Raw genomic sequence first — 24583 nt, 5'->3', positions numbered from 1 at the left:
CGGACCCCCGGGAGTAGGCAGCCGCGGCGAACGGAGCGCGCTGTGGACATTCCGATCCGCTTCCCGGCGCTGCGGCGCCGGGTGGCTGCCGGCTGTGCGGCCCTGCTGCTGGTGGGGTTCGCCCCGGCGACGGGTGTCCGGGCGGCCCCGTCGCCCCCGCCCTCGCCGTGGCCCCTGCCGTCCGGTGTGGGGGATCCGGGCCGGCTCGACCCGCGGATCACCGAGATCATGCGGAAGCCCGAGTACCGCAACGCCCAGTGGGGGCTGCTCCAGACCGAACCGGCCGGCGGGCGGGTGCTGCACAGCCTGTTCCCCGGTCAGTTCTTCATCCCGGGCTCCACCGCCAAGCTCTTCGCCGTCTCCGGCACCTGGCGGACCCTCGGGGGTGACCACCGCTTCGTGACCCCCGTCTACGCGGTCGGGGAGCGCAACGGTTCGACCCTGAAGGGCGACCTCGACCTCGTCGCCCAGGGCGACCTCACCCTCGGCGGCCGGACGCGCCCGGACGGCACGGTCGCGTACACCGACCTCGACCACACCTATGCCAACGACTTCCCCGGCGCGACCCTCACCCCCGAGAACCCCCTCGCCGGGATCGACCGGCTGGCCCGCGGGATCCGTGCGTCCGGCATCACCCGCGTCGAGGGCGACGTGATCGTCGACACCCGGCTGTTCGCCCAGGATCCGGTCCTCGATCCCACCCCCACCCCCCTGATCGTCAACGACAACCTCGTCGACCTGCTGACCACGCCCGGGGACCGTCCGGGAACGGCCGCCCGGCTCGACTGGCGGCCGAAGGCCGCACCGTACGAGGTCACCTCCACCGTGCGGACCGTGGGGGCCGGTAAGCCGACGGACATCACGGTGACGGCCACCGCCGGAGGCACCCGGATCCGGCTGTCCGGCACGATCGCCGCGGACGCCGAGCCGCTGCTGCGCACCACGCCGATCACCGACCCGGCCGCGTTCGGCCGGACCGCGCTGATCGAGGCACTCGCCCGGGCCGGGGTGACCGTCACCGCCGATCCGACGGGACCCAACCCGGTCGCCCGGCTGCCCCGCGGCTACGACGGCCGGCCGCGGGTGGCCGCGTACACCTCGCCCCCGTACGAGCAGTACGCCAAGCTGATCCTCAAGGTCAGCCACAACCTCGGCGCGAACCTGGGTATCTGCCTGATGGCCGTCACCGCCGGCAGCCGGCAGTGCGAGGACGGCTTCCCGGTGCTCGCCGCCTTCCTGGACCGGGCGGGCGTCGACCGTGAGCAGGTGGAGCTCATGGACGGCCGGGGCGGCAACCCCGCCGACCGTGCCACCCCGAGGGCGCTGGTGCAGATGCTGGCGTACTGGCAGAACACCCCGGACGCGAAGCGCTTCCGGGAGGCTCTGCCCATCCTGGGAGTAGACGGTCTGCTCGCCGAGAACTGCCGGACCTGCCCGGCACGCGGAAAGGTGTTCGCGAAGACCGGCGCGGCCGTCGGAGGGGACGCGCTCAACGACCGGCTGGCCGTCGGCGCCATCACGATCGCCGGCTACCTGGACAAGGGCGGCGGCCGCTTCGACACCTTCTACGCGGGCGTCAACGGTGCCTCCACACCGACCACCGACCCCGCCGGTGTCCTCTCCATCGCCAACGACCTCGCCCTGATCTCGTCCTACCTCCAGGAGTCGCGCTGAGCTTCGCGCCCCCTGTTCACCGCTTCCCGGGGACTGTCAAGCCCCGACATCGAGTGGCGTGACGCGGTCCCCGCGGCGGCGGCTCAATGGTGGAACGAGGTCGCCCGTCGGATTCCGGACCGGATGTCCATCCGCACCTCGTTCCCCGAGGAGAACCCCATGACCCGCCTGCACCGCCCCTCCCTCCTGATGGCCGCCGTGGCCGCGGGAGCCGTGTCCATCTCCGTCGGCTCCGCCGGCTCCTCCAAGGTGATCGCCCCCGGCAGCGGGTTCTCCACCCCGGCGGACGTCCGTCCGCTCGCGGAATCCTCCGAGGTGACCGAAGCGCCGTGGCCCGCGGAGGCCCCCGATCGGGCCGACATGTGAGTAGACAGTGTCTACCAAGCGCTGGTAGACACTGTCTATGAGATCCGAGCGGCCTGAGCCATCCGAGCTGTCCGAGCTGTCCGAGCTGTCCGAGCTGTCCGAGCTGTCCGAGCCAGGCCGGCCATACCGGCCGTCCGGGCCGGCGGAAAGCGCGGTGCGGCGCCGGGCCGTGCTGGTGGCGAGTGTGGCCGGGGCCGCGATCGTCGCCCTGGACGGCACCGTGCTGATGGCCGCGCAGCCCAGCCTGCAGCGCGAACTCGGCGCCACGGTGGCGCAGGTCCAGTGGGTGAGCACCGCCTATCTGGTCGCGGTCGCCGCCCTACTCGTCGTCTGTGGCCGCCTCGGCGACCGCCACGGCCACCGGCGCATGCTCGTTCTCGGCTCGCTCGGCTTCGGTGCGGCCTCGGCCGGCATCGTCCTCGCCCCCGGCGCGAGCTGGGTCATCGGACTCCGCGCCCTGCAGGGGGTGTGCGCCGCGGTGCTGCAGCCGGCCACGCTCGCCCTGCTGCGCACCGCCTACCCGGCGGACCGGCTCGCCGGAGCCGTCGCGGTCCGCACCAGCGCCATCGGCATCGCCTCGGCGGCCGGCCCGGTGATCGGCGGGGCACTCGTCGCCTGCCTGGGCTGGCGTTCGGTGTTCTTCCTCAACGTGCCCCTCGCGCTGGGTACCGCGGCGCTGGCGCTCGCCGTCCGCACCCCGCCGCCCGCGCTCGCGCGTACGGAAGGGGAACCCGGTCGGACCCCGGAGGTGCCGCCCGCTCCCGGAACCCGGTTGAACCTCGGCGGGGCCGCCCTGCTCGCCACCACCCTCGCCCTCCTGGTCGCCGGCCTCGTCCATGTGCCGGCCCGCGGCTGGACCTCGGTGCCCGCCCTCCTCGGTTTCGCCGTGACCGCGGTCGCCGCGGCCCTGTTCGTCGTATCCGAACGCCGCAGCACGGACCCCATCGTGCCCGGCCCCGTCGCCCGGTCGGTGCCCGTGGCCGCTTCGATGGCGATGCTGCTGGTCACCGCTGCCGGTGTGTTCGGAGCGCTGTTCGTCGCCACGTTCCACCTGCAGAACGCCGCCGGGCTGGACGCGTTCACCGCTGCCCTGCACGGTCTGCCGCTGCCCCTTCTCATGGTCGTGGGTGCCCCGCTCACCGGTGCGGCACTGGGCCGGCTCGGAGCGCGCCGTACCGCCGCGAGCGGTGTGGTGCTCACGGTGCTCGGTATCGCGCTGCTCTCCCGTCTCGGGTCCGGATGGGCGGCGGCGGCGGGCTTCGCCGCGGTCGGCCTCGGCTTCGCCGCCGTGATGGTCACCGCCACCGGAACCGTGGTCGGTGACGCGCCTGCCGGCTACGCCGGAGTCGTCGGCGGGCTCAAGCAGACCGCGGTCAACACCGGCTCGACCCTTGGCGTCGCCGTGGCCGCCGGCCTCGTTCCCGCGGCTGTCATACCGCCCGCCGTCCTGTCGGGCGGCCCCTCCGCCGACGGCCTCGCCCGGGCATCGTCCGCCATCGCGACAGGCCCGACCCTGCTCACCCTGGCGGCCGTTGCGGCCCTGGCGCTCGTACCGGCGGCCCTGTTGCCGACGCGGCAGCTCCCGGCGCGGCAGCTCCCGGCCGGCTGACCGCCGGCGCCGGGCACCTCAGGGGAGCGCGGGGCCGTCGCCCGCAGCCGGCCGCGCCAGGAGGCGTCGCAGCCAGCGGGTGCGGGCCTCACGGGCGTCCCGGCTGACCGCCGCCCGCGGCGCGAGGGTGTCGAAGCCGTGGAACCCGCCGGGCCAGACGTGCAGTTCGGCCGGCACGCCGGCCCGCCAGAGGGAGTCGGCGTAGGCCACGTCCTCGTCCCGGAAGGTCTCCGCCGATCCGACGTCGATGTAGGCCGGGGGGAGCCGGGACAGGTCAGTGGCGCGGGCGGGGGCCGCGTACGGCGGCAGGTCCGCGGCGCCGGCCCGGTCGCCCAGCGCCGCCTGCCAGGCGGTGGCGTTGGAGGTCCGGTCCCAGACGTCCACGCCGGCCATCTGCCGGGCGGAGAACGAATCGTTGCGGTCGTCGAGCATCGGGCAGAGCAGCAGCTGCCCGATCGGAGCGGGCCCGCCCCGGTCCCGGGTGAACAGGGCGAGGGCCGCGGCGAGTCCGCCGCCCGCGCTCTTCCCCCCGATGACGATCCGGTCCGGGTCGATGCCCAGTTCGGCCGCGTGTCCGGCGACCCAGGTCAGACCCGCGTAGCAGTCCTCCAGCGGCCCCGGGTACCGGGTCCGCGGGGCCAGCCGGTACTCGGCCGAGACGACGGCCAGCCCCAGCGGCAGAGCCCATTCGCGGAGCATCTGCGGGAGCACCGACCAGGCATTGCCCATCACCAGTCCGCCACCGTGCAGGTAGTACAGCAGCGGCAGGGGCCCGGCGAGACCGGCCGGCCGGGCGCTCACCAGCGTCACGTCCGGCCCGCCCGGCGGTCCCGGCACCCGGAGCTCGGCCACCTCGAACAGGCCGTCGTCCTCCAGCTCGCGGACGGAGGGCCGGGGCCTGACCGCGGCGTCCTGCTCCAGGCGGGCGGCCAGGTTCTCCGGAGTGAGCGGCCGGCCCACCCACTCGCCCAAAGAAGCCAGCACCACGCCGAGTTCGGGGTCGGTGTACGGCCTGTCCGGCGGGACCGCGCCCGCGAGCTCGTCCATGCGCCGTAGTCAACCACCTGCCGTGCGGGAGCCGCAGCCGCATGCACGGGCCCGGCCGGAGGGTGCGCTCAGAAGGCGTTGTGGCGGCGGAGCCCGAAGGGGCGGCCGTCCGGGTCGACCAGGAGGTGATGGAGGGGGGTCGCGACGATCCGCTCCGCGGCCGACAGCTCCGGCGGCTCGTAGCGGCGCAGTCGGCCGGGAGGCCGCCTGCCGCGACGGCCGCCGGCGTACCAGGAGTCCAGGGCGGCGGCGGCCTCGGCGAAGGCCTCGAAGGCGACGGCCGGGTCGCAGAGGAAGCCGTCCGCGGCCGGACCGCCGGTCCCTCCGTCGCCGGGGTCTCCGGAGGCGCCGCGCGCCGGGGCCGAAGGGTCCGGGTCGAGGTCCAGGTGCTCGCGGGAGAGCTCCAGCCGCAGCTCGCGGGCGAAGACGCGGGCGCCGTCGCCGAGCCCGCCCGGGTCCTGTGGCGGGCGGGGATCCCGGGTCCCGTCCAGGACCGCACAGCTCAGTTCCGAATCGTGGGTCCAGGACCGGAGGTTGATGTTGTCGGAGCCGACGGACGCCCACGCGTCGTCGATGACGCACACCTTGGCGTGCACGTAGACGGGCGTACCGGCGTGGTTCTCCAGCGCGTAGACGGCGACCCGGGAGCCGGCGGCCCGGCGCAGCTCCCGCAGGGCGGTGACCCGGCCGATCAGGTTCATGGGCAGGGTCAGCCGGCCGTCCTGTTCGGGCACGGCGGGGATGACGGCGATCAGCCGGAGGCCGGGGTTGGCCCGCAGCGCCTGCGCGAACGCGGCGACGACCCGCGGCGACCACAGGTACTGGTCCTCCAGGTAGACGAGCGAGCGGGCCCGGCGGAGCGCCTTGAGGTAGCCGCGGGCGATGCTGAACTCGCCGTCGGGGGCGAAGGGATAGCCGTACAGCAGCCGGTTCGGGTAGGTCCGCAGCACCTGGACGGCGTGCGTGCCGCAGGGCGCGGGGCGCGGGGCCGGCGGCGGGAGGGGGTCCGCTTCGGTGTCCTCGCGGTGCAGGAACGCCCGGAGACGGGTCAGCGGGCTGCGGCTGAGCGGTGCGGGGTCCTGCCAGCGCTCGCGGAAGACGGCCTCGACGTCCGCGACCGCGGGCCCGCGCAGGGCGAGCTGTACGTCGTGCCAGGGCGGGTGCGGACCGTACGCCGCGGCCATCGGCAGGGACTGCGGGTCGCCGAGGTGCCGGCGGTCGTCATTGCGGTTGTGGCACAGGTCGATGCCGCCGACGTAGGCGATGTCGAGCAGGGGGCGGCCGGGGTGGCGCAGGACGACCATCTTCTGGTGGTGCGAGCCGCCGGGCCGGACCCGCATGTCGAGCAGGCACTCGCCGCCGGCCGCCTCGATCTCCTTCCCGAGGTACCGGTGCTCGGTTTCGCTGAACTGCAGGCCGTCCAGGTGGGACCGCCACAGCAGGCCCTTGACGATCACTCCGCGCTCCGCGGCGCGGCTCAGGACGCTGCCGATCTCGCTGCCGTGCCGGTCCGCGCCGTCCCGGCCGGGGAGGTGCGGAGCCAGGCGCTCGTCGGGGTCGCCCCGCCAGTCGGTGAACAGCAGCAGGTCACCCGGCTGCTGGGCCTCGATGCGCCCGAGGAGCTCGGTGAAGTAGGCGGCACCGTGCACCACCGGCCGGGCGTCGTTCCCGACCGACCAGGCCGGGCCCCCGGGGCGCTCGCGATCGAGGCGTGTGGCGGGGTTGCCGCGTTCCGGCGGGGTGAGCAGCCAGTCGGTCCGGTTCATGGCACGGGGCCTCCGCCCCGCGTCTACCCGTGAGCCTCCCGTCGATGCCGCCCGTGCCCGTGCTGTTCCCGGTCGCCACTCGCGTACGCCCGGCCACGGTCCGCGCACCCCCCGGGCCGGGCGCCGGTCCGGCCGGTTGGCCGGCCCGGTGACCGGCCGGTCCTCCGCACCCCGCTCAGGCCCTCAGGCGGGGGCGCGCTGCGTCAGGACGAGCAGGGCGTCGACGAGGTCCTCCACGGGTGCCCCGGTGGCCAGACGGCGCAGCTGCTGCCCGAACACCACGGCGACGACGGCGCCGGCCAGGCGCTCGGCGTCCGGCAGGCCGAGCCGGGTGAGGATGCGCGCGGCCAGCCGGTCGTAGGCGGCGAAGCACTCGCCCGCGGCGGCCCGCAGGCGTTCGTCGCGCCCTGCCTGGACATAGAGTTCGAAGGGGGCGATGTGACGGCTGTCGAAGCCGTCGCCGCCCGCGACCGAGGCCACCACCTCCGCCGCCTGCCGGATGTCGAGCCATTCGTCCGTGCACTCGTCGGCGAGCGTCGTGAAGTGCCGGGTCTCCTCGGCGACGAACAACAGCAGGCTCTCCCGCAGGAGTTCGTGCTGGGTGGCGAAGTGATAGGTGATGGAGCCGAGCGAGACCCCTGCCTCCTTCGCGATGCGGCGGTTGGACACCGCGGCGATCCCGTCCTGACCGATGATCCGCAGTACGGCGTCGATGATGTTCTGGCGGGTGTCGGAGGCAGTGGACATGACCGCATTCTGCCCCAGTGTCCGACGGCGCCACCCGGCCGGTCCGGCGAAATCCGGGCCCGGGGGTTCCACGGTATGGACAGGTCACCGCCACCCTCCCTACTGTTCGTTCGAACGAACAGGACGAGAAGGGGAGTTGCCGTGGACGTACGCGGATCGAAGGTTCTGCTCACGGGCGCCACCGGAGGCATCGGGATGGCCTTGGCCACGGCCATGACGGCGCACGGCGCCGACCTCGTGATCACAGGACGGCGGGAGGAGGCGCTGAAGGCCACCGCGGACGCACACGGCGCACGCACCGTCCTCGCCGATCTCGCCGACCGGGACGACGTCGCCCGCCTCGCCCGCACGTGTGCCGACACGGACCTGCTGATCGCGAACGCGGCCCTGCCGGCCAGCGGCGAACTCCTCGACTACAGCGAGCAGCAGATCGACCGGGCCCTGGACGTCAACCTGCGCGCCCCCGTACTGCTGAGCCGTCTGCTCGCGGAGCGGATGGTGGCGCGCGGCCGGGGCCACATCGTGCTGGTCGGCTCCATATCCGGCAAGGCCGCGACCCGGTCCTCCTCCCTCTACAACGCGACCAAGTTCGGGCTGCGCGGGTTCGCCCTGGCCCTGCGCCAGGACCTCGCCGGCACCGGTGTCGGGGTGTCCCTGGTGCAGCCCGGATTCGTCCGCGACGCCGGCATGTTCGCGGCGACCGGCGCCGCCACGCCGAACCGCATCCGCACCGTCAGCCCCGCGCAGGTGGCCGAAGGAGTCGTACGGGCCGTCCGGCGCGACCTGTGCGAGGTCAACGTGGCACCGCTGGAGCTCCGTCTGCTGAGCGCCATCGCCGGACAGTTCCCCCGCTTCGCGGAGCGGGTCCAGGCCAGGGCGTCGGGGGTCGACGGCTCGGTCCGGCAGATCGTGGAGGCACAGCGCGCCCTGCGCTGACGGGCACAGCGCCGGCGCGCGAACCCCCTCGGCGGCCCGGCCCTCCCCGTTGCCGGGCCGCGGCTCCGAAGGGCCTCGGCGTCCCGTCGCGTCGCCGCGCCGGCATGGGCGACGTGCCGGGTGCCGATGTGCCCTTCGGAGCCGCACACCGCCGGGGCCTGAGGTCCCGTCGGGCGCGGCTGACGTTCCCGCCGGGTGCCGTCACCGAGGCGTCAGCGCATCCGCCACAGCCCGCCGCCGGAACCGCCGTCGTCGGTGACGCGCAGGCTCCCGGCATGGTCGGCGGAGGACGCCCCGTCCACCACGAGCATCTTCCCGGAGCGGGCCTCGACGAGGCGGAAGCACCCGGCTCCGCCGTGGAGGAGCCTCCACCGGTGGGCACCGGGGCCGTCGTCCGCGTACATCACCGCGCGGGCGCCGCCGGCGGAGGACGCCGCGCGGACGCCGAGCGCCTTGCCGGACCGCGCGTCGCGGATGCCGAACAGGCCGTCCGCGTCCGCGAGGAAGGTCCACAGCAAGTCGTCGTCGCGGCCGGCGCCGGAGCTCCGGACGACGCCGACGACCCGGGCAGCGTCGGCGCCGGACGCCGCCGCGGGGGCGAGAAGCGCACCGGAGCCGTGGTTCTCGATGCGTACCGGGCCGTCGGGGTGCAGCAGCCAGAGCCGGTCCTCGCTCCCGCCGTCCGTCCGCTGGACGATCCGGGCGCCGTCGGCGGACCGGCCGTCCACGGCGAGCACCTTGCCCGAGTGCCTGTTCCGGAGACGGAACCAGCCGCCGTTCGCTCCGCCGTTCGCTCCGCCCTCCGCGTCGCCTTCCCCGCCGACCGGCCGCCACAGCTGGTCGGCGGTGCCGCGCTCGGTGCGCTGGACGACCCGGGCGCCGTCGGCCGTGGACATCCCGTCGACGCCGAGGACCTTCCCGGAGTGCCGGTTGCGCAGCACGTACCAGCCGTCGCCCTGGTCGACCGGCTCCCAGAGGTGGTCGCCGGTGCCGTTGTCGGTGGACCGGACCGCCCCGGCCCCGTCGGCCCGGGACATCCCGTCGACGCCCATCACCGTGCCGGAGCGGCGGTTGCGGAGCCGGAAGGCCGGGAGCGCCGGCCGGGCGGCGGCGGTGGCGGTGCCGGCGGTGGCGGCCGTCGTGCCCTGCCCGGCCGAGATGCCGACGACGCGAGCGGTGCCGTCCGACAGGCCGGTGATGCGTATCTGCTGCGCGGGGAAGGGGTCCCTCCCGTTGGGGCCCTTGATCTGCCCCCACGCGGTCCATCCGTCCCGGTGGCGGATCCGGTGCCACGCGTTCCCGTCGAGTCCCACCGCGACGACCTGCGCGGTGCCGTCCGGCATACCCGCGATGTCGACCGAACTCGCGCCCATGACGGCGGTGGTGACCCCGGTCGGGGGCCGGAAGCCGTCCCAGGCGCCGTTCGGATGGCGGACCTGGTGGTAGACGACTCCGTCCAGGCCGATGGCCAGGACCTGCGAGGAGCCGTCGGGCAGCGCGGTGATCCGCAGTGCCGGCCCCGAGAAGGCCGCGGCTCCGTGCGCCCCGCCGAGCCGGCCCCAGGCACTCCACGTCCCGCGGGCCTCGCGGACGCAGTGGTACGCGGCGCCGTCCGAGCCGTACGCGACCACCTGCGCGCTGCCGTCCGGCATTCCGGCGATCGATGCCTTCGTCGCGCCCCAGCGGGCGGCACCGCCGTTGCCCGGCACCGGCCGGAACCCCGTCAGGGTGCCGTCCGCGCGGCGCTGCTGGTGGTACAGGGTGTTGTCCGAGCCGATGGCGAGGATCTGGCCGGTGCCGTCCCGCAGGCCGGTGACCGCCGCGTCCCGGACGGTGAAGGCGGGGGCGCCGTCGGGTCCCGCCAGGCGCTGCCACGCCTGCACGGTGCCTCCGGTACGGCTCGCGGTCATGCACCACAGGCCGCCGTCGGTCCCGATGCCCAGGACCAGGACGGTGCCGTCGGGCATTCCTGCCACGTCGGCCTGCACCCCGTCGAAGGACACGGAGCCGCCGGCACCGGGCAGCGGACGCGTGCCGCTCCAACTGCCGTCCGCGGCACGCCCCGCCAGGAACAGGGTGCGCTGCTCGATCGGATACGGCGGGAGCTGCCGGCCGTAGAACCAGACCGGGTTGGTGACCGCCACCATCTGGTTCGGCACCGTCCACGCCGGTTCAAGCCGGCGCACCTCCGCCCGGGCGAACAGGGAGGCCTTTCCCCAGCCGCGCCAGTGCAGATGCGCGCTGCCGCCGGCGCCGATCCAGGCCGCGGCCATGACGCCCCACTCGGTGTGCAGCAGGGCGACGGTGTTCGGGGCGCCGCTGACCCGCACGTCCACGTCGACCGCGTCGAAGAACCCGAGCGGGAGTTCCTCGCCGGGGCCGGCGGTCGCCCCGTTCGCGGACGCGGTGAGGTCCACCGTCACGGCGGAGGACTCCACGGCGTACGACCGCCCGACGCGGAGCGAGTCGAGCAGGGCGGTGGTGGACAGGGCGCCGGCACGCACCACGTTGTGGGGCCGCCCGACGGCGTCGCCGGGCGCGTGCGCGTCGCTGTTGCCCACTCCCGCGAGGCGTTTGCCGAGGCAGAGACGGGCGTGCCAGAGGGCGACGTTCGCCTCGTCGTCCAGGGTCCACGGGCCGTTCCAGATCTCCATGGCGTCGACCGCGTCGAGTCCGAAGGTCCAGAAGGACCCGGCGCCCGGGGTCATCGGGTGCGCCGCGATCACGAGACCGCCGAGGCTGTGCACGCGCCGGACGTGCCGGTCGAACACGCCGTCCGAGGGGCCGTAGTGCCAGTCCACCCATTCGCCCTGCGGGATGCCGACGGCCAGCCAGTGTCCGTGCCGGGTGGTCACCTCCTCGGCGTTGACGACCAGCAGGTCCCCGGGGACGTTGCCGCGCCAGGACACCCCGGTCGCGCTGGTGTTGTGGTCCGAGGTGGCGATGAAGTGCAGTCCGGCGGCGCGGGCGTCGGCGACCAGCCGGTCCACCGTCCGCTGCCCGTCGGAGTGCTCGGTGTGCAGGTGGAGGTCGCCCCGGTACCAGCCGGCGCCGCGGCCGGCCACCGCGGCCGGGAGCAGGTCGTAGGGTGCGGCGGCGGGCAGCGGTTCCCCGTACTCCAGGGTCACGCGCACTTCCCAGCCCATCCCGCCGGGGTCACTGGCCATCGGCCCGAGGGCCACGGACCACTTGCCCGGCTGGACGGGCCCGGGGAGGTAGCCGGGGGTGGCGTCCGAGGCCGACAGGGTGAAGTCCCGCCTGGCCCCGCCCGACCAGCCGCGGAACCCGGTCGGCCCGAAGACGCCGATGTCCAGCATGTTGGACCAAGTGCCGGGTATGGAGGGCGATTTGGCCGGGTCGAAACTGGAACTCACGGATATGCGCCGTACCCCGGCCGGCACGTCGAAGCCGACGGAGGCCCACTGGTCGAAACCGAAGGGGGAGTGGCCCCGGTAGACCGTCGTCACGGTCCGGCCCGGCTCGCCGGCGGTGACGGCGTACGTGATGTCCGCCGGCACCAGGGCGGCCAGGCCCCCGGCCGCGAGCAGCGTCCCGAGCCGGAGCACGTCCCGTCGGTCCGGTCCCTCCCTGGCGGGCGGGCGGGGATGACCGGTGCGGAGCGGATCGTTCACGGAATCGTCCTCTCTGCTGGGGGCCGTTCGTTCGACCGAACAGTAGGGCACCCGGCGAAGCCTGGGAATGACTCCCGGAGTCGGATTGACGCAACGTCAGGTCACCGCGACGGAGCGGCCGGCAGGGGGCCGGGCCCCCTTCACGCCGTCACCTGGGGATCTGCAGCAGAACCGTCACATTCCCGGGGTCTGGTTCCGCTAGGGTGACGTGCGCCCGTCAAGGCGGGCACTATTTGCTCATCTAACTTTGCAACGGGATTTGAACGTGAAACTTCGTCACGTCCGCGCCATCGCCGTCTTCGGTATCGCGATCGTCGCCCTCACCGGAGCCCGCGGCTCCCACGGCGGCAGCTGCGGCGGTGGTCACGGCGGCAGCAGCAGCCACGGCTCCGACTCGGGCTCCAGCGGCTCCACTGGCTCCGGTGGAAGCACCACCGGGGGCACCACCGACAGCACCACCGGGGGCGGTAACGGCAGCGACAGCAGCACGACCGGCAGCACCTCGGGAGGCACCTCCGTCACCGGCGGTTCCCGGAGTGACAAGGCCGAGCGGGACATCAGGATCGACTCGTGCAAGCTGGACGACTCCAGGAAGAACCTGGTCGCCCGGCTGACCGTCACCAACAACGGTTCCCTGGACTACACCTACGACATCACCATGAAGTTCCGCGGCAAGGCGGGCTCGGACGCCAACCTCGCCCTGGCCAACGTGGACAACCTCAAGGTCAAGGCCGGCGCGTCGCAGCAGGCCGTGGCCACCACGCCGTACACCGGCAAGGGTGACGGCAGCGAGTACAAGGAGTGCGTCGTCCAGCGCGCGTCCAAGAGCGCGTTCTGACGGCCCGGGCCGTGAGCCCGCGGTGAGACGCGGTGCGGTGCGGTGTGGACGGCGGTGGCCCCCGGCGGCCTCCGCCGTCCGCCGTCCGCCGTCCGCCGTCCGCCGTCCGCAGCCCCTCCGGTGTGGCCGACGACACATCGTCCGAGGCGGGCGCCCCGGAAGTCCGAATTATGCCAAGATCGGCAATTCGGGCATATTGCAACATCTTTCGTGTAACTCACTTTCCTTTCATATGCCCCTTGAGGGTGTGTCAGTCGAAATCGCGCGAGGCATAATCGCCGCCGGTCGTCTCCGGAAGTGGTGGAGCCATCGGGACACCGACTGACCTCCACGGCGGAACCCCGCACCGGACCGATCCTCAAGGCGTTGCAGATGTCCCTGGCCAGCCGCACCCGCCTCGCGGCCCTGCTCGCGACGCTGTCCGTCGGCGTCGCCGGGGTGACAGCCTGGGCCTACGGAGACGGGTCGTACGGGACCGCCGGGCAGCCGGCCGCCCCCCTGGCGGTCGTCCGCCCGAGCGTCACCGAGGGATCCGTCGTCCACGTCGTCGCGCACCCCGACGACGACCTCTTCTTCATGAACCCCGACATCGGCCGTTCCATAGCCGCCGGCATCAGGGTCACCACCGTGTACCTGACCTCCGGGGAGTCCGACGGCAGGAACGAGGCCCACAGCCCGCACCTGGACGACGCCGCGCAGCCGGCCGACCGCGCCGCCTACGCCGAGGCCCGGCAGAACGGCATCCGCGGCGCCTACGCGCAGATGGCCACCGGCGACCGCACCAGCGCCTGGCAGCGGAAGTCCATACCCACCGCCGGCGGCGGGAGCGCGGAGGTGGACGTCCTCCTGGCCCGGCCCGAGGTCAACCTGGTGTGGATGCAGCTCCGGGAGGCGCGCAGCATCTCCGACGACAACCCGGACAGCCTGCGCGGCCTGTGGGACGGCAGGACCACCGCCCTGGGCGCCCAGCTGGCCTCCGGCACCCCGGTCCCGAGCTGGTTCTCGTACACCAGGGACCAGGCCGTGGAGGCCTTGGTCAAGGTGTTCGAGACGTACCGGCCGACCACGATACGGACCCAGGACCCGACGCCCGGCCTGTACGAGGACGGCGGCGTCCTCGCCGACCACCAGGACCACATGTACGGCGCCCGCTTCACGCAGGCGGCGGCCGAACGCTACGCGTCGTCCACCGCCCGGCCGCACTTCTCGGTCCAGAACTACGTGAGCTACCCCAACAGCTCGCTGCCCCCGACGCTCGCCCCCGAGACGGCCGAGGAGAAGCTCGGCTACCTCGAGACCTACGCCTGGCTCGACCGCAGCGACTGGTGCGGCAGCGCGGCCGGCTGCGGCGACCGCAAGGCCGCCACCCGCCCCACCGGAAAGGGCTGGAACCGGACCATCCGCTACAGCCGGGGCGAGGGCACCGCCTGGATGGCCGAGGGCCGCGCCGGCCGGCTGTGGGCCTTCGCCGTCCTGGACGGCCGGATGGCGTACTGGTCGCGCGGCGGCCCGCACGCGGGCTGGCAGGGCCCCCGCTTCCTCCCCGGCACCGGCCTCGACACCGGGGCCACGGCCGCACGTCTCCCCGACGGCCGGATCGCGGTCTTCGGCACCCGCACCACGCTGGGCGCGACCGCGCAGGAGTACGGCCGGGACGTCGTGTACGCCGTCCAGGCCGCGGCCGACGGCGGCTTCGGCCCGTGGCAGTCGCTGGGCACCCCCGACACGGGGGACACCGCGGTCACCTCGGCCCTCGGCGGCCCGGCCGTCGCCGTGGACGGTACGGGCCGGATGACGGCGTACGTACGGGACTCCCGGCGCACCCTGCGCGGCAGCACGCAGGAGACCCCGGGCGGTGCCTTCGGGGAGTGGCAGGACCTGGGCGGCACCGCCCTCCAGGGTGACCCGGTCACCGCGACGGACGCCTCCGGGCGCCGCCACGTCTACGCGACGACGGCAGACGGCGTACTGGCGTGGGTCCAGCCCGCCCCGGACGCCCCGCTCGGCGGCCCCTTCCCGACCGGGCTGCCGCAGACCACCGGCCCGCTCTCGGTGAGCCCGGAGGGGGACGGGGTCCGCCTGTACTTCCGCCGGCCCGGCACCGGCGCCGTGGTCACGAGCCTGGCCGCGGCGGGCGCGGAAACCCCGGAGTTCTCCCCGGTCACCGAAGCGGGCGGCCGGGCCGGCTACGGCGCCGTCGGCGCGGCGGGCGGCCTGCTGGCCGGCCGCGCGGACACCGGCACCATCGGCACGTCGGCCCTGCCGGGACTGCCCGACGTCCCCGGTGCGGGCGGTGCGCCGGGCGCGGGCGCACGGCCGCTCTGGCGCGAGTCCGGGATGTTGTACACGGGCGCACCCGCGTTCGTGGCCGGAGCGGCCGGTACGGCGGCCGTCGCGGCGGCCCTCGGCCTGGACGCCGGCCTGCACATCACGACGGCCCCGGCGGCCGGCTCCGGCCGGCCCGGCGGCCGGCCCGCCTCCGTATGGCAGCGGGCGGTCCCGCCCTGGACGGTCGGCTAGGCCGCCTCTGCCGACGAGTCCTGGGCTCTCGGGTGGCAGGCCGGATCCGGGCGGGTGAGGATGGCGGCCGGACCGCACGGGCGCTGCCCTGCGGCGGCCGGTTCCTGACCCGCAGGCGATCGGGGCGCTATGACCCCCTGCACCCCCTCCGGCAGACGCATGAGACCGGGCACGTTCCGTGCCGTGGTGTCCGTGGTGTCCGTGCTCTCCGTGACCGCCCTCACGGCCGTCGCGACCGGCTGCAGGAACGATTCCGCACCGGCATGGGGGTACCCGGAGCTGAGGTCCACCCTGGCGGCGTACTCCAGGGAGCTCGCCGAACGGTGTGACCACACGACCCCCGAGAGCTGTGTGCGCGGCCTCGACCGGATCGGCGCGGTGGCGGAGCGCGCCTTCGACGAGGCCCTCGCCCACCGGCTCCTCGACGACGGATGCGTCGAGGCGAGGAGCCTCGCCGCCCGGGCCAGGGCGGCCCGGGTCGCCGCGGCCCGGGCGGCCTGGGCTCGGCAGGATCCGCACCACCCGCCGTTCCGGCGCGCGGTGGCGGCGGAACGGCGCGCCTACCAGCGCCTCCTCGCCGAACTGGAGCGTGTCCGGACCGCGCCGCCCCCGGGCGACGGAACGGACCCCGTCTGACCGTGTCCGGCACAGCCCCGCCGACACCGTTCGCCCGGCCCGCCGCCGTTCCCCCCGTCGCCGACCGCTCCGCCCGGCACCTCCCGGACACGCCGGGCCGGTGTCCCCCTCCCGGCACCTCCCGGATGCCGGTGCGCACGAACCGTGCACACCATGGGATCTCCCCGGCCCACCCTCGCTGCAAGGGGAGGTGAACGACCCGTGGTCCGACCGAGGGAAACGAGCACCGAAGACGATTCCCCGCGGGCGACGGAGCACTCCGGCGCCCATCCCACCCCCTCCGCCCCTCCCACCCCGTTCTCCCGTTTCCTCTCCTCCGTCCGCCGGGGGCTCCTGCCGGGGGCGGGCGGCACGCTGGTGGCGGCGGCAGGGGCCCTGCTCGCCGTCGGATGCTTCCTCGGGCTCTACGTCCGCCCCACGTCCGACGACTGGTGCGCCGGCTGGAAGGCCCGAGACCTGGGCGTCCTCGGAATCACGGCCGACTTCTACACCACCCAGAACGGCCGGATCGCCAACGCCTTCCTCAGCGGTGTCGTCTACGGAGACGGGCCGGCCGGCATCAAGATCCTGCCGACGGTGATCACCCTCACCTTCACCCTCGGCCTGGTCCTGCTGGGACGCGAACTGGTCCGTCTCCTCGGCGGAAGACCCCGGCTGCTGATCCTGATCGCCTGCGCCCTGGTCGTCCAGGCGCTGCTCTACTACGCCGGACCACGTGCCTACCAGGTACTGCTGTGGGCCCCGGCCACGATCTCGCATACGGTGCCCAGTCTGATCGGTGTGTGGGCGCTCCTGCTCGCCATCGGGACCGTCCGCCATCCCCGGACCGCGGTCCGGGCGTGCGGATACACGGCGGCGTTCCTCATCGCCGCCGCGCTCGGCACCCTGAGCGAGCCGTTCTCGCTCGTCAGCGGACTCCTCGCGGCCGCCGTCGGACTGCTCGTACTGCCCCGTCTGGGGCTCGCGCGGACCTGGCGCCCCTTCACCTGGTGCCTGGTCTGGTGCTCCGGACTCCTCTGCGGCCTGATCCTGCTCTACACGTCCCCCGGCGCCCGCTGGCGCCGTGCCCAGCAGCCCGCCGGGGAATCCCCGCTCTCCGCGGCCGGCCTCCGGGGCACCTTCGACGGCTGGCTGCACATGTGGGGCACGATCACCGGCCAGTGGGCCTACCTCGGAGCCGCCGCCGTCGGCGTGCTCCTGGGCCTGGGGTGCCGGCTCCACGCCCCCGCCCGGGGAGAGCGCGAAGCACGGCGGGCCGTCCCCCGGCACATGCTGGTCGCCCTGTTGCTGCTGCCGGTGCCCGTGGTGCTGCTGGGGTCCTTCGCCGTGGCGCTGGGCCTGCGCAGCGGCTACGGGCCGAGCGGATGGACGTACGCCCGCACCTGGACGAGCCACCTCGCCCTGATGGAACTGGCCCTGTGCGGCTACGGCGCACTGCTGGGGGACCGGCTCGGCCGGTTCACGGCCGGCCGGCGGTCCGCCGGCGGTCCGCCGGCCGGCGCTCTGCCGGCCGGCATCCTGGCGGTGACCTGCGTGGCGCTGGCCTCGATGGCCGCGCTGGTCCCCGAGGTCCAGCGGCTCACGACCGCCACCGTCACCCGATCGGTCGCCTGGGACGCCCAGGACGCCCGCATCCGGGCGGAGGCGGCACGGGGCGTCACGGACGTGGGCTACCGGCCGCTGTACATCGGCCACCTGGCCGAGCCCTTCTACACCTCCCGCTACGAGCGGGACTGGGCCGCCGCCTGTGTGTCGAAGTGGTACGGCGTCGAGCGGATCCACCGCCTCCGGACGTAGGGCGTCAGGTGTCCTGCCCTTCACCGGGGGCCCCTCCGCCCGCCCCTCCGCCCGCCTCGCCGGCCGCCTCGGCGGCCTTCGCGGCCGCGAGCTCCAGGCGCCCGCGGTACTCCGCCCACCACGCCGGATCATCCGACGGCATGCTGTCGTTCCCCCGGTTCATCCCCGTGGCGCCGTCCATGAGTTCGCGGACGATGTCGGCGTGGCCGGCGTGCCGGTGCGTATCGGCGATCACCCGCACCACGGCGTGGTGCAACGTGACCTCGTCCCTGCCCTCCGGCCACCACGGCACCCTCCCCACCGTGTCCAGCGGCAGCGCGTCGATCGTCGCGTCCGCGTGCGCCCACGCCCGGTGGTAGAGATCCAGGACGTACGCGCGTGACTCGTCGGCCGTGGCCCACATGTCCGCGTTGGCCTCGGCGCCCTCCTCCAGCCAGGGCAGCGGCTCTTCCGGCGGCCGTCCGAACGTGGCGCCGAGATAGCCCAGTTCCACCCCCGCCGCGTGCTTCACCAGACCCAGCAGGTTGGTGCCGGTCGGTGTCGCCGGTCGGCGCACCGCGTACTCCGGGAGCCCGTCGAGTTTCCACAGCAGGGCGTCGCGTGCGTTCTGCAGGTAGAAGCGGAGGTCGGTCTTGGCATCTGATGCGCTCATGCGGCCAGTCTGCGGCCGAGGTCGACCTTGATCCACCGATTCGACGGGTTCCGCTCAGGAGCGCGGCATCCCTCAGGCACCCGGTTCCGTGTCGTGGAGCAGGGAGATGCCGAGCATCCGGGCGCCGGTCTCGGTCCGCGGCCGGTGCCGGCTGCCCGCGGCGAACACCACGTACGTGCCCGGCCCGTGCCGTTCCTCGCCCTCGATGACCTCCCCGCTCAGTACGTAGTACCGCTCCTCGGCCGGGTGGACGTCCACCTCGGGCCACTCGGTGCCCGCGGCGAAGTCGATCACCCAGCCGCGGGCGTGCCGGGTCGCCGGGAGCCTGCGGCGGATGATGCCCGGTGCCACCTCGTGCGGAGTGATCTCGTCCACGTGGACGACGGTCTTGAGGGCGCGCGTATCCGTGTGCTGGTTCATGGAGCCACGATCGCCCGGAGCCGACCGCCTCGACGAGTGTCCGGAACGACGTCCACGGGTACTTTTCCGCCATGACCCGACACCGCGTGGTGGCACTCCTCAACGAGCCGCAGTCGCCCTTCGAACTCGCCTGTGCCGCCGAGGTCTTCGGCGGCGTCCGACCGGGCCTGCCCGACCACTACGACTTCCGCGTGTGCGCCCCGGCCCCCGGACCGCTGCGGACCACGGCCGGCTACGCCATGCTCGTGGACGCCGGTCCGGAGGCACTGCGGGAGGCGGACACGGTGGTGGTCCCGGGCTGGCAGCCGCCGGGCAGCCCCGTGCCGCCGCCCGTGCTCGACGCACTGCGGGCGGCCCACGCGCGCGGCGCACGCATCGCCTCCATCTGCACCGGTGCCTTCGTGCTCGCCCAGGCGGGCCTGCTCGACGGCCGCCGCGCCACGACCCACTGGCGCCGCACCGGCCTGCTCGCCGACCGGCACCCGCGGATCGAGGTCGACGCGGACGTGCTCTACGTCGACCACGGTGACGTGGCCACGAGCGCCGGCAGCGGCGCGGGCATCGACCTGTGCCTGCACCTGGTGCGCACCGACCACGGCTCGGCCTACGCCGCCGAGGTCGCACGCAGCATGGTCCTGCCCCCGCACCGCGAGGGCAGCCAGCTCCAGTACGTCCCGCGGCCCGCCCCCTCGGGCACCGACACCTCCCTGGCCCCCGTACTCCAATGGGCACTCACCCGGCTGGAGTCCGACCTGACCGTCGACCGGCTCGCCGAGCGCGCCGGACTCTCGAACCGCACACTGGCCCGCCGGTTCGCCGGCCAGCTCGGCACCAGCCCCGGCCAGTGGCTGCTCGGCCAACGGCTCGACGCCGCCCGGTCCCTCCTCGAACAGACCGGTCTGCCGGTGGAGACGATCGCGACCAGGGTGGGTCTGTCCTCCGCGGTCAATCTGCGCCGCCGCTTCAGGACCGCGTTCGGCACCACCCCCGGGTCCTACCGGCGGGTCTTCGGGGAGTCCCGGCCCCGCGAAGACCCGGCACCGGCCGCACCGCCCGGACGGTAGAGGACACGCCGGTCAGTCCGTACCGCCGCCCTCCGGGTGCAGCCGCTCCCACGCCGCCGCGAACATCTCGTGCAGCGGCGCCGTCGGCAGCACCCGCCCGAACGGGGACCGGATCCGATTGCCCCACATCTCACGCACCTCGTACGAGGCCAGCTTCGCCGTCTCCAGCGGCAGGTGCGGCGCCTTCAGCTCCGTCCACTCCCCGGGCAGGAACAGGTTCCGGCCCGCCCGAGCCCGCTTGGCCTCCAGCACGGCGCCCGTGCCGAGCAGTTCCGCCCGCACCTCCGCGTGCCGTTTCGTCGACCAGCCGTTCCACCGCCGTACGTTCCGGTCGGTGGGCGCCGCCAGCGTCGCCAGCTGGAGGTACAGCGCGGCCGCGTCGGCGCCCACCCCCAGCCGCTCCGCCACCCGGCCGACCAGCTCCGGGCAGGACTGCCGCGGATCCGCCTCGTACGCCCCGGCCGGTACCGCTCCCGAGGCGGCCCGGCGCATCATCCGCTCCAGCCCGCCGCCCGCCAGCAGCGGCGCCACCCGGTCGAGTTCCTCGGCCAGGTCGGTGACCTCGCGCACCTCCCGCCAGACCGACGGGCCGACGACCGCCGCGGGCCGCAGGAAGGACGCGCCACCGGGCGCGCAGACCACCAGCGGCCCCGATCCGTACGCGGTCACCGGCTCCGGGCCCGCCTCCTTGCGGGAGTCCATCGCCACCGGCAACCGCTCGGGCCCGAACCGCTCCGCGATCCGCGCCGACGTGTCCTGGACCCGTCCGCCGGACAGCGGCAGCAGCAGCTCCGGGCGGGCCAGCTCGGCCCGCAGCCGCTCGTACAGGGCGATCGCCCCGGCCACCGCCGGATCGCCCGCCGGCCGGTCCGTCCACGCCCACGCCAGCGCGCCCGCGATCAGCTCCAGGGGAAGACCCACCGGGGTGCGGTACGGCAGCTCCGGCCCCGCCGGGGGCACGGCGCGGACCTCCACCCCGATGCCGTACGGGGTCGCCGCCAGCTCCCAGCCGGCCGCCTCCACGGTCGTGTCCGCGGCCGCCCCGTACCCGCCGGCGAGCCGCCGCGCCCACACCTCGGACAGCCCGAGCGCGTCCTCCAGGGCATCGGCCGCCTCGTCGTGCACGGCGGGCTGCACCCCGACGAGCTCCCGCCACACCGAGGCCATCCGCTCCACCGCCGCCTCGACCCCGCCGGGACGCCACAGCTCCGCCGGGTCCCCGGGCACGGCGGCCGCCAGGACCGCCCGCCGGCCCGCGCCGCCGAGCCGCGCCCGCAGCCGGCCGTACTCCTCGGCCGTCATCGGCGTGGCCTTGTACGGGGCCTTGCGCACCAGGGAGAGGTGCTCCTCACGGTCGATCCGGCCGACCAGGCCGGCCACCACGAGCCGGGCCACCGCCCGCCGCACGCCGGTCAGTTCGGCGAAGCGGGCCGCCGCCGACTCCGGCACCGGCACCGGCCCGTGCTCCTCGACCGCGGCGATCAGGGCCCGCAGCCGGCCGGCGTCGTCCCGCTCCACCCGGACCGGCCGGGCCTGCGGAACCGCCGCCGGCACCGGGTCGCCCGCTTCGTCCGCCGCTGCCGCAGCCACGAACCAGCACTCCGACCCACCGGCCCGCACCGCGGCCGACACCACCGCGATGCCGCGCGCACGCAGCCCGTCCAGGACCTCACCGGCCGCCCGCCCGGCCCACCAGCTGCCGCCCGCGCGGGCGAACGGCTGCTCCGCCCAGGTGTCCAGAAGGGCCGTCAGGGCGGCCCGTTCCCCGTCCGGGGTCGGTGCCACCGCGGCCCGCCAGGCCGCCGCGTCGATCGTGCCCAGCAGCTGCGACCAGTCGCGCGGCGGCGCGGGCGGCGAGAGCCGCCGCACCTCCTCCCCGATGGTCCCGTCCAGGCAGGCGCCGTCGGCCGCGAGCGCGCTCAGCGTCGCCGGCAGGCCCAGGTCCGCGGTGCGCCGCCAGGCGTCCTTCTCCCCGTACGACACCAGCCCGCACAGCGCGGGCATCAGCTCGCTGTCCGGCGCGGTCCGGCGCGGCAGGGCCGGCGGTGCCTGCGCCAGCAGGGTCACCCGCCGGTGCAGGGCCAGCCGGCGCTCCTCCACCCGGGCGGCCCGGACGGCCACCGTCGCCACGGCCCCGGCCAGCACCGGGTCGGTGACGGCCGGCAACTCCCGGGCCACGGCGGCCCGCAGCGCCTCCGTACCGGTGCCGGCCGCCGCCAGCAGCGCCGCCGCCGCCTCCTCTCCCACGGTCCGCAGCGCCCGGGACCCGGCCGTGTCCCGGGTCCGCAGCAGGTACCAGAAGGCCGGCGGCAGGGCCACACCGCCGGAGGCCGTGGCCTTCCGGACCGGCTTCACCCGCGGATGCCGGGGCGAGGCGTGCCCGTCCAGCTCCCACAGCAGGACGCCGTCCGCCGTGTACGCGCGCACACCCGTCCGGGTCTCCGCCTCCGCGAGGACCACGTCCTCCACCGCGCCCTCCGGCGGCGCCCACAGCCCCCACGGCTCCTGCCCGGGCCGGTCGATGTCGAACAGGGCCCTGCGCCCGTCGATGCTCTCCACCAGATAGTGGTCGGGCGCGTGGTCCCGGTGCCGGGTGCGGAACAGGATCCGGGTCCCGACCAGCCCGTCCCGGCTGCCCAGCGGGGAGCCGGTCAGACAGTCGGGCAGCGGCGCCAGCTGCAGGGCCTCCGTGGCCACGCTCATCCCGGCCTCGGACGGCTCTGCGGCGGGATCGGCGCCCGCGGCACGGCCCGGGAAGTCCGGCAGGGCCGAGGCGCCGCGCTGCTCCCCGGTGACCGGGTCCACCACCTCCCACGGCTTCCGGTTGTAGATGCCGTTGGTCCAGATCCGCGCACCGTCGCCGAGCTGCAGCTCCTCCCCGTCGATGCCCTCACGGCCGCCCGGACGCAGGACCCGCTCCCCGGAGTGACGGCCGCCGCCGTCGGCGGTCTCGAACTGGAAGCCGTACGCCCCGTCCAGGCTGCCGCCGAACGGCACCAGCCCGCTCAACTGCTCCGGCTCGAACGGCTCGTCGGGCCGGTCGGCCCACACGGCGGTGTCGCAGAAGTAGGGGCTCTGCTTGACGGTCCAGCTCACCAGGAAGGAGCCGCCCACGTAGTGCACCGCGAACATGGTCGCGTCATCGGGCACCGTGAACCGGCAGGAGCCACGCACCCCGTCCGGGGCGACGGCGACCGCCCGGTCCCGTCCGAACACCGTTAGCACCGGCCAGGTGGTGGTCACCCCCTCGACACCCGGCAGCGGCCGTTCGGCTTCCTCCGGGCCGGCCGACGCCGCGAACTCCGCGTACACCGACTCCAGCCCGGGCCAGGCCAGTTCCTCCGGCAGGCCGGCCGCCAGCGAACGCCGCAGCGCGCCCGCCGCACCCGCGCCGCCCAGAGCGTCGGTGATCCCGCCGAGCGCCGCCACCGTCGGCCGGTCCAGCAGGGTCTCCAGCTCCGCCAGGGCCTCCTCGGCGCCGGCCATGCCCCCGCCCCCGACGGCGTCGACCAGTTTGCCCACGCGCGTCGCCACGCCGTGGGCGATGCCCTCGTTGCCCGGCAGCAGGGTCACCGCCGACCCGGTCCGGCGGACCCGGGCCGGCGACCATCCCGGCAGCAGGTGTCCGTGCACGGTGCCCTCCAGCCGGGGGCCGAACACCGGGTCGGCGGCCAGCGCGGCCAGATCGCGCCGCGACCGCTCGTCCCAGAACCGCATCCGGATCTCCGCGCCGGGGTCGACGACCGGCACACCCGCCGCCAGGAGGGCGTCCAGTACGTCCGCGTCGAAGCCCTGCCAGTGGTACCGGGTGGTGTGCGCCGTCACCGGGCCGCCCTCCGCCCGGAGCCGCGGGCCCAACTCGCCGATCAGGTCCAGGAACTCGCCCGGCAGCGGCTGCCGCGACACCCCGCCGCCGGACTGGGCCGCGTACTGGTACATGTGCACGAAGTGACCCACCCAGCGGGCCAGTCCGCCCTCCGGCACCACCCTCCCGGACGCCATCGCCTCCGCGGCGCCGCAGCCGATCAGCAGCCGCAGCCAGGCCCCGCCGTCGGTGACCCCGTCCGGGAAGACCTCCACCAGCCCGGCGGAAACCGTGTCCGCCGGCGGATGGGCCGTCAGGACCGCGCCCGCCGCGTCCAGCAGGGCCTCCGGCACCGACTTCTTCCGCGTCACCGACAGGATCGCGCAGGTCATCCGCGCGACCTCGGCGCCCCCGTGCCCGGCCGCCTTCGCCGACGCGCGGACCCGCCGTACCAGATCCGCCGGCAGGTCCGCCGACGAGCCCGCCCACGCGGTCAGGAACCGCTCCAGCTCCACGTGCGCCCCGGCCGGCTCCAACGTCTGTGCGAGGAACCGCTGATGGGCGCCGAACTCCTTGGCCGGCATGGCCCCGCCCGCCGCGAAGAGCAGTGCGTTCGCCCGCCGGTAGCCGGGATCCACCGGCAGCCTGTGCTCGGCCTCGGCCGCCCGCGCCGCCCCGTACGCCCGGGCGCCCGCCCGGTTCCCGACGCCGATCAGCCGGTGGCCCACCGTGTCCCAGAACCACGGCAGGTGAGCCGGCGGCAGCTGCCGGGCCCGGTACGCCATCGTGTCCACGAACCGGCCGGGCTTCTCCCGGCAGCGGCTGAGCTCGGTGGACATGACCTCCACCAGGTCGCGCGCGGCCGCGGCCGAGCCCGGGTCGTGGGCGGCGGCCCAGTCGGCGTACAGGGTCGAGGCACGCACATAGGGGGAGGGCAGCAGGGATTCCAGCGAGACGATCATGCCCAGGATCGTCCCACGCTCCACTGACAGCCCGGCGGCCCGGGAGTGACCGCACCACGGGCCGCCCGCCCGGCCCCGTCGACGCACGTGTTTGGCCCGGGACATGCGGGTC

Annotated in this window: 16 protein-coding genes; 9 read left to right on the top strand and 7 right to left on the bottom strand. The window is 75.0% G+C overall.

Going from position 1 to position 24583, the window contains the following annotated elements:
• The first annotated feature begins 42 nt into the window (after nucleotides 1-42).
• The 3 genes from dacB to ACGFQ9_RS01170 all read left to right on the top strand — a co-directional run bounded on the left by dacB (nucleotide 43) and on the right by ACGFQ9_RS01170 (nucleotide 3649).
• Entirely contained in the window at nucleotides 43-1674 is a 1632-nt protein-coding gene (gene dacB, locus ACGFQ9_RS01180; protein WP_393569900.1) for a D-alanyl-D-alanine carboxypeptidase/D-alanyl-D-alanine-endopeptidase, read from the top strand.
• 159 nt (nucleotides 1675-1833) lie between these two features.
• On the top strand, nucleotides 1834-2040 hold the full coding sequence (locus ACGFQ9_RS01175) for a hypothetical protein (protein ID WP_393569898.1): 207 nt from the start codon (nucleotides 1834-1836) through the stop codon (nucleotides 2038-2040).
• A 37-nt stretch (nucleotides 2041-2077) separates the two neighbouring features.
• Complete coding sequence (locus tag ACGFQ9_RS01170) at nucleotides 2078-3649, top strand: MFS transporter (RefSeq protein WP_393569896.1); 1572 nt, start codon at nucleotides 2078-2080, stop codon at nucleotides 3647-3649.
• An 18-nt stretch (nucleotides 3650-3667) separates the two neighbouring features.
• On the opposite strand, the gene ACGFQ9_RS01165 is transcribed toward ACGFQ9_RS01170, so the two are convergent.
• The 3 genes from ACGFQ9_RS01165 to ACGFQ9_RS01155 all read right to left on the bottom strand — a co-directional run bounded on the left by ACGFQ9_RS01165 (nucleotide 3668) and on the right by ACGFQ9_RS01155 (nucleotide 7209).
• On the bottom strand, nucleotides 3668-4696 hold the full coding sequence (locus tag ACGFQ9_RS01165) for an alpha/beta hydrolase (RefSeq protein ID WP_393569894.1): 1029 nt from the start codon (nucleotides 4694-4696) through the stop codon (nucleotides 3668-3670).
• Nucleotides 4697-4764: 68 nt separating this feature from the next.
• Entirely contained in the window at nucleotides 4765-6462 is a 1698-nt protein-coding gene (locus ACGFQ9_RS01160; protein ID WP_393569892.1) for a phospholipase D family protein, read from the bottom strand.
• A 183-nt stretch (nucleotides 6463-6645) separates the two neighbouring features.
• A complete protein-coding gene (locus tag ACGFQ9_RS01155; RefSeq protein ID WP_393569891.1) occupies nucleotides 6646-7209 on the bottom strand; it encodes a TetR/AcrR family transcriptional regulator in 564 nt (187 codons plus the stop codon).
• A 141-nt stretch (nucleotides 7210-7350) separates the two neighbouring features.
• Here ACGFQ9_RS01155 and ACGFQ9_RS01150 point away from each other — a divergent pair, with 141 nt between their 5' ends.
• Nucleotides 7351-8145: an SDR family NAD(P)-dependent oxidoreductase gene (locus ACGFQ9_RS01150; RefSeq protein WP_393569889.1), complete on the top strand. Its 795-nt coding sequence runs from the start codon at nucleotides 7351-7353 to the stop codon at nucleotides 8143-8145.
• A 212-nt stretch (nucleotides 8146-8357) separates the two neighbouring features.
• Here the strand turns inward: ACGFQ9_RS01150 and ACGFQ9_RS01145 are convergent, their stop codons facing one another.
• On the bottom strand, nucleotides 8358-11777 hold the full coding sequence (locus ACGFQ9_RS01145) for a CehA/McbA family metallohydrolase (protein ID WP_393569887.1): 3420 nt from the start codon (nucleotides 11775-11777) through the stop codon (nucleotides 8358-8360).
• Between the two features lie 265 nt (nucleotides 11778-12042).
• On the opposite strand from ACGFQ9_RS01145, the gene ACGFQ9_RS01140 reads away from it, so the two are divergent.
• The 4 genes from ACGFQ9_RS01140 (at nucleotide 12043) to ACGFQ9_RS01125 (ending at nucleotide 17568) form a co-directional block, all read left to right on the top strand.
• On the top strand, nucleotides 12043-12615 hold the full coding sequence (locus ACGFQ9_RS01140; protein WP_393569885.1) for a hypothetical protein: 573 nt from the start codon (nucleotides 12043-12045) through the stop codon (nucleotides 12613-12615).
• A 372-nt stretch (nucleotides 12616-12987) separates the two neighbouring features.
• Nucleotides 12988-15135 (top strand): PIG-L family deacetylase, encoded by a 2148-nt coding sequence (locus ACGFQ9_RS01135; protein WP_393569883.1) that lies wholly within the window; start codon nucleotides 12988-12990, stop codon nucleotides 15133-15135.
• A 183-nt stretch (nucleotides 15136-15318) separates the two neighbouring features.
• The gene (locus tag ACGFQ9_RS01130) at nucleotides 15319-15771 is read left to right on the top strand and encodes a hypothetical protein (RefSeq protein ID WP_393569881.1); all 453 of its coding nucleotides are present in this window, start codon (nucleotides 15319-15321) and stop codon (nucleotides 15769-15771) included.
• Nucleotides 15772-15972: 201 nt separating this feature from the next.
• The gene (locus ACGFQ9_RS01125) at nucleotides 15973-17568 is read left to right on the top strand and encodes a DUF6056 family protein (RefSeq protein WP_393569880.1); all 1596 of its coding nucleotides are present in this window, start codon (nucleotides 15973-15975) and stop codon (nucleotides 17566-17568) included.
• A 4-nt stretch (nucleotides 17569-17572) separates the two neighbouring features.
• Here the strand turns inward: ACGFQ9_RS01125 and ACGFQ9_RS01120 are convergent, their stop codons facing one another.
• Entirely contained in the window at nucleotides 17573-18220 is a 648-nt protein-coding gene (locus ACGFQ9_RS01120; protein WP_393569878.1) for a DinB family protein, read from the bottom strand.
• Between the two features lie 72 nt (nucleotides 18221-18292).
• The gene (locus ACGFQ9_RS01115) at nucleotides 18293-18640 is read right to left on the bottom strand and encodes a cupin domain-containing protein (protein WP_393569876.1); all 348 of its coding nucleotides are present in this window, start codon (nucleotides 18638-18640) and stop codon (nucleotides 18293-18295) included.
• A 71-nt stretch (nucleotides 18641-18711) separates the two neighbouring features.
• On the opposite strand from ACGFQ9_RS01115, the gene ACGFQ9_RS01110 reads away from it, so the two are divergent.
• Nucleotides 18712-19704, top strand: coding sequence for a helix-turn-helix domain-containing protein (locus ACGFQ9_RS01110; protein ID WP_393569874.1), 993 nt, complete (start codon nucleotides 18712-18714; stop codon nucleotides 19702-19704).
• 12 nt (nucleotides 19705-19716) lie between these two features.
• Here ACGFQ9_RS01110 and ACGFQ9_RS01105 read toward each other — a convergent pair whose 3' ends face one another.
• Nucleotides 19717-24471, bottom strand: coding sequence for a hypothetical protein (locus ACGFQ9_RS01105; protein WP_393569872.1), 4755 nt, complete (start codon nucleotides 24469-24471; stop codon nucleotides 19717-19719).
• Between the last annotated feature and the right edge of the window lie 112 nt (nucleotides 24472-24583).

The organism is Streptomyces sp. NPDC048603 (genome assembly GCF_043199475.1).
GTDB lineage: Bacteria > Actinomycetota > Actinomycetes > Streptomycetales > Streptomycetaceae > Streptomyces.
Note: the sequence above shows the minus strand (reverse complement) of the source record. Positions and strands in the feature narration are given on the sequence as shown.

Coding starts and splice junctions, on each gene's coding strand:
- ACGFQ9_RS01155 (WP_393569891.1), bottom strand. CDS start 7,209: ATGTCCACTGCCTCCGACACCCGCCAGAACATCATCGACGCCGTACTG.
- ACGFQ9_RS01105 (WP_393569872.1), bottom strand. CDS start 24,471: ATGATCGTCTCGCTGGAATCCCTGCTGCCCTCCCCCTATGTGCGTGCC.
- ACGFQ9_RS01175 (WP_393569898.1), top strand. CDS start 1,834: ATGACCCGCCTGCACCGCCCCTCCCTCCTGATGGCCGCCGTGGCCGCG.
- ACGFQ9_RS01115 (WP_393569876.1), bottom strand. CDS start 18,640: ATGAACCAGCACACGGATACGCGCGCCCTCAAGACCGTCGTCCACGTG.
- ACGFQ9_RS01160 (WP_393569892.1), bottom strand. CDS start 6,462: ATGAACCGGACCGACTGGCTGCTCACCCCGCCGGAACGCGGCAACCCC.
- ACGFQ9_RS01170 (WP_393569896.1), top strand. CDS start 2,078: ATGAGATCCGAGCGGCCTGAGCCATCCGAGCTGTCCGAGCTGTCCGAG.
- ACGFQ9_RS01165 (WP_393569894.1), bottom strand. CDS start 4,696: ATGGACGAGCTCGCGGGCGCGGTCCCGCCGGACAGGCCGTACACCGAC.
- ACGFQ9_RS01120 (WP_393569878.1), bottom strand. CDS start 18,220: ATGAGCGCATCAGATGCCAAGACCGACCTCCGCTTCTACCTGCAGAAC.
- ACGFQ9_RS01135 (WP_393569883.1), top strand. CDS start 12,988: ATGTCCCTGGCCAGCCGCACCCGCCTCGCGGCCCTGCTCGCGACGCTG.
- ACGFQ9_RS01110 (WP_393569874.1), top strand. CDS start 18,712: ATGACCCGACACCGCGTGGTGGCACTCCTCAACGAGCCGCAGTCGCCC.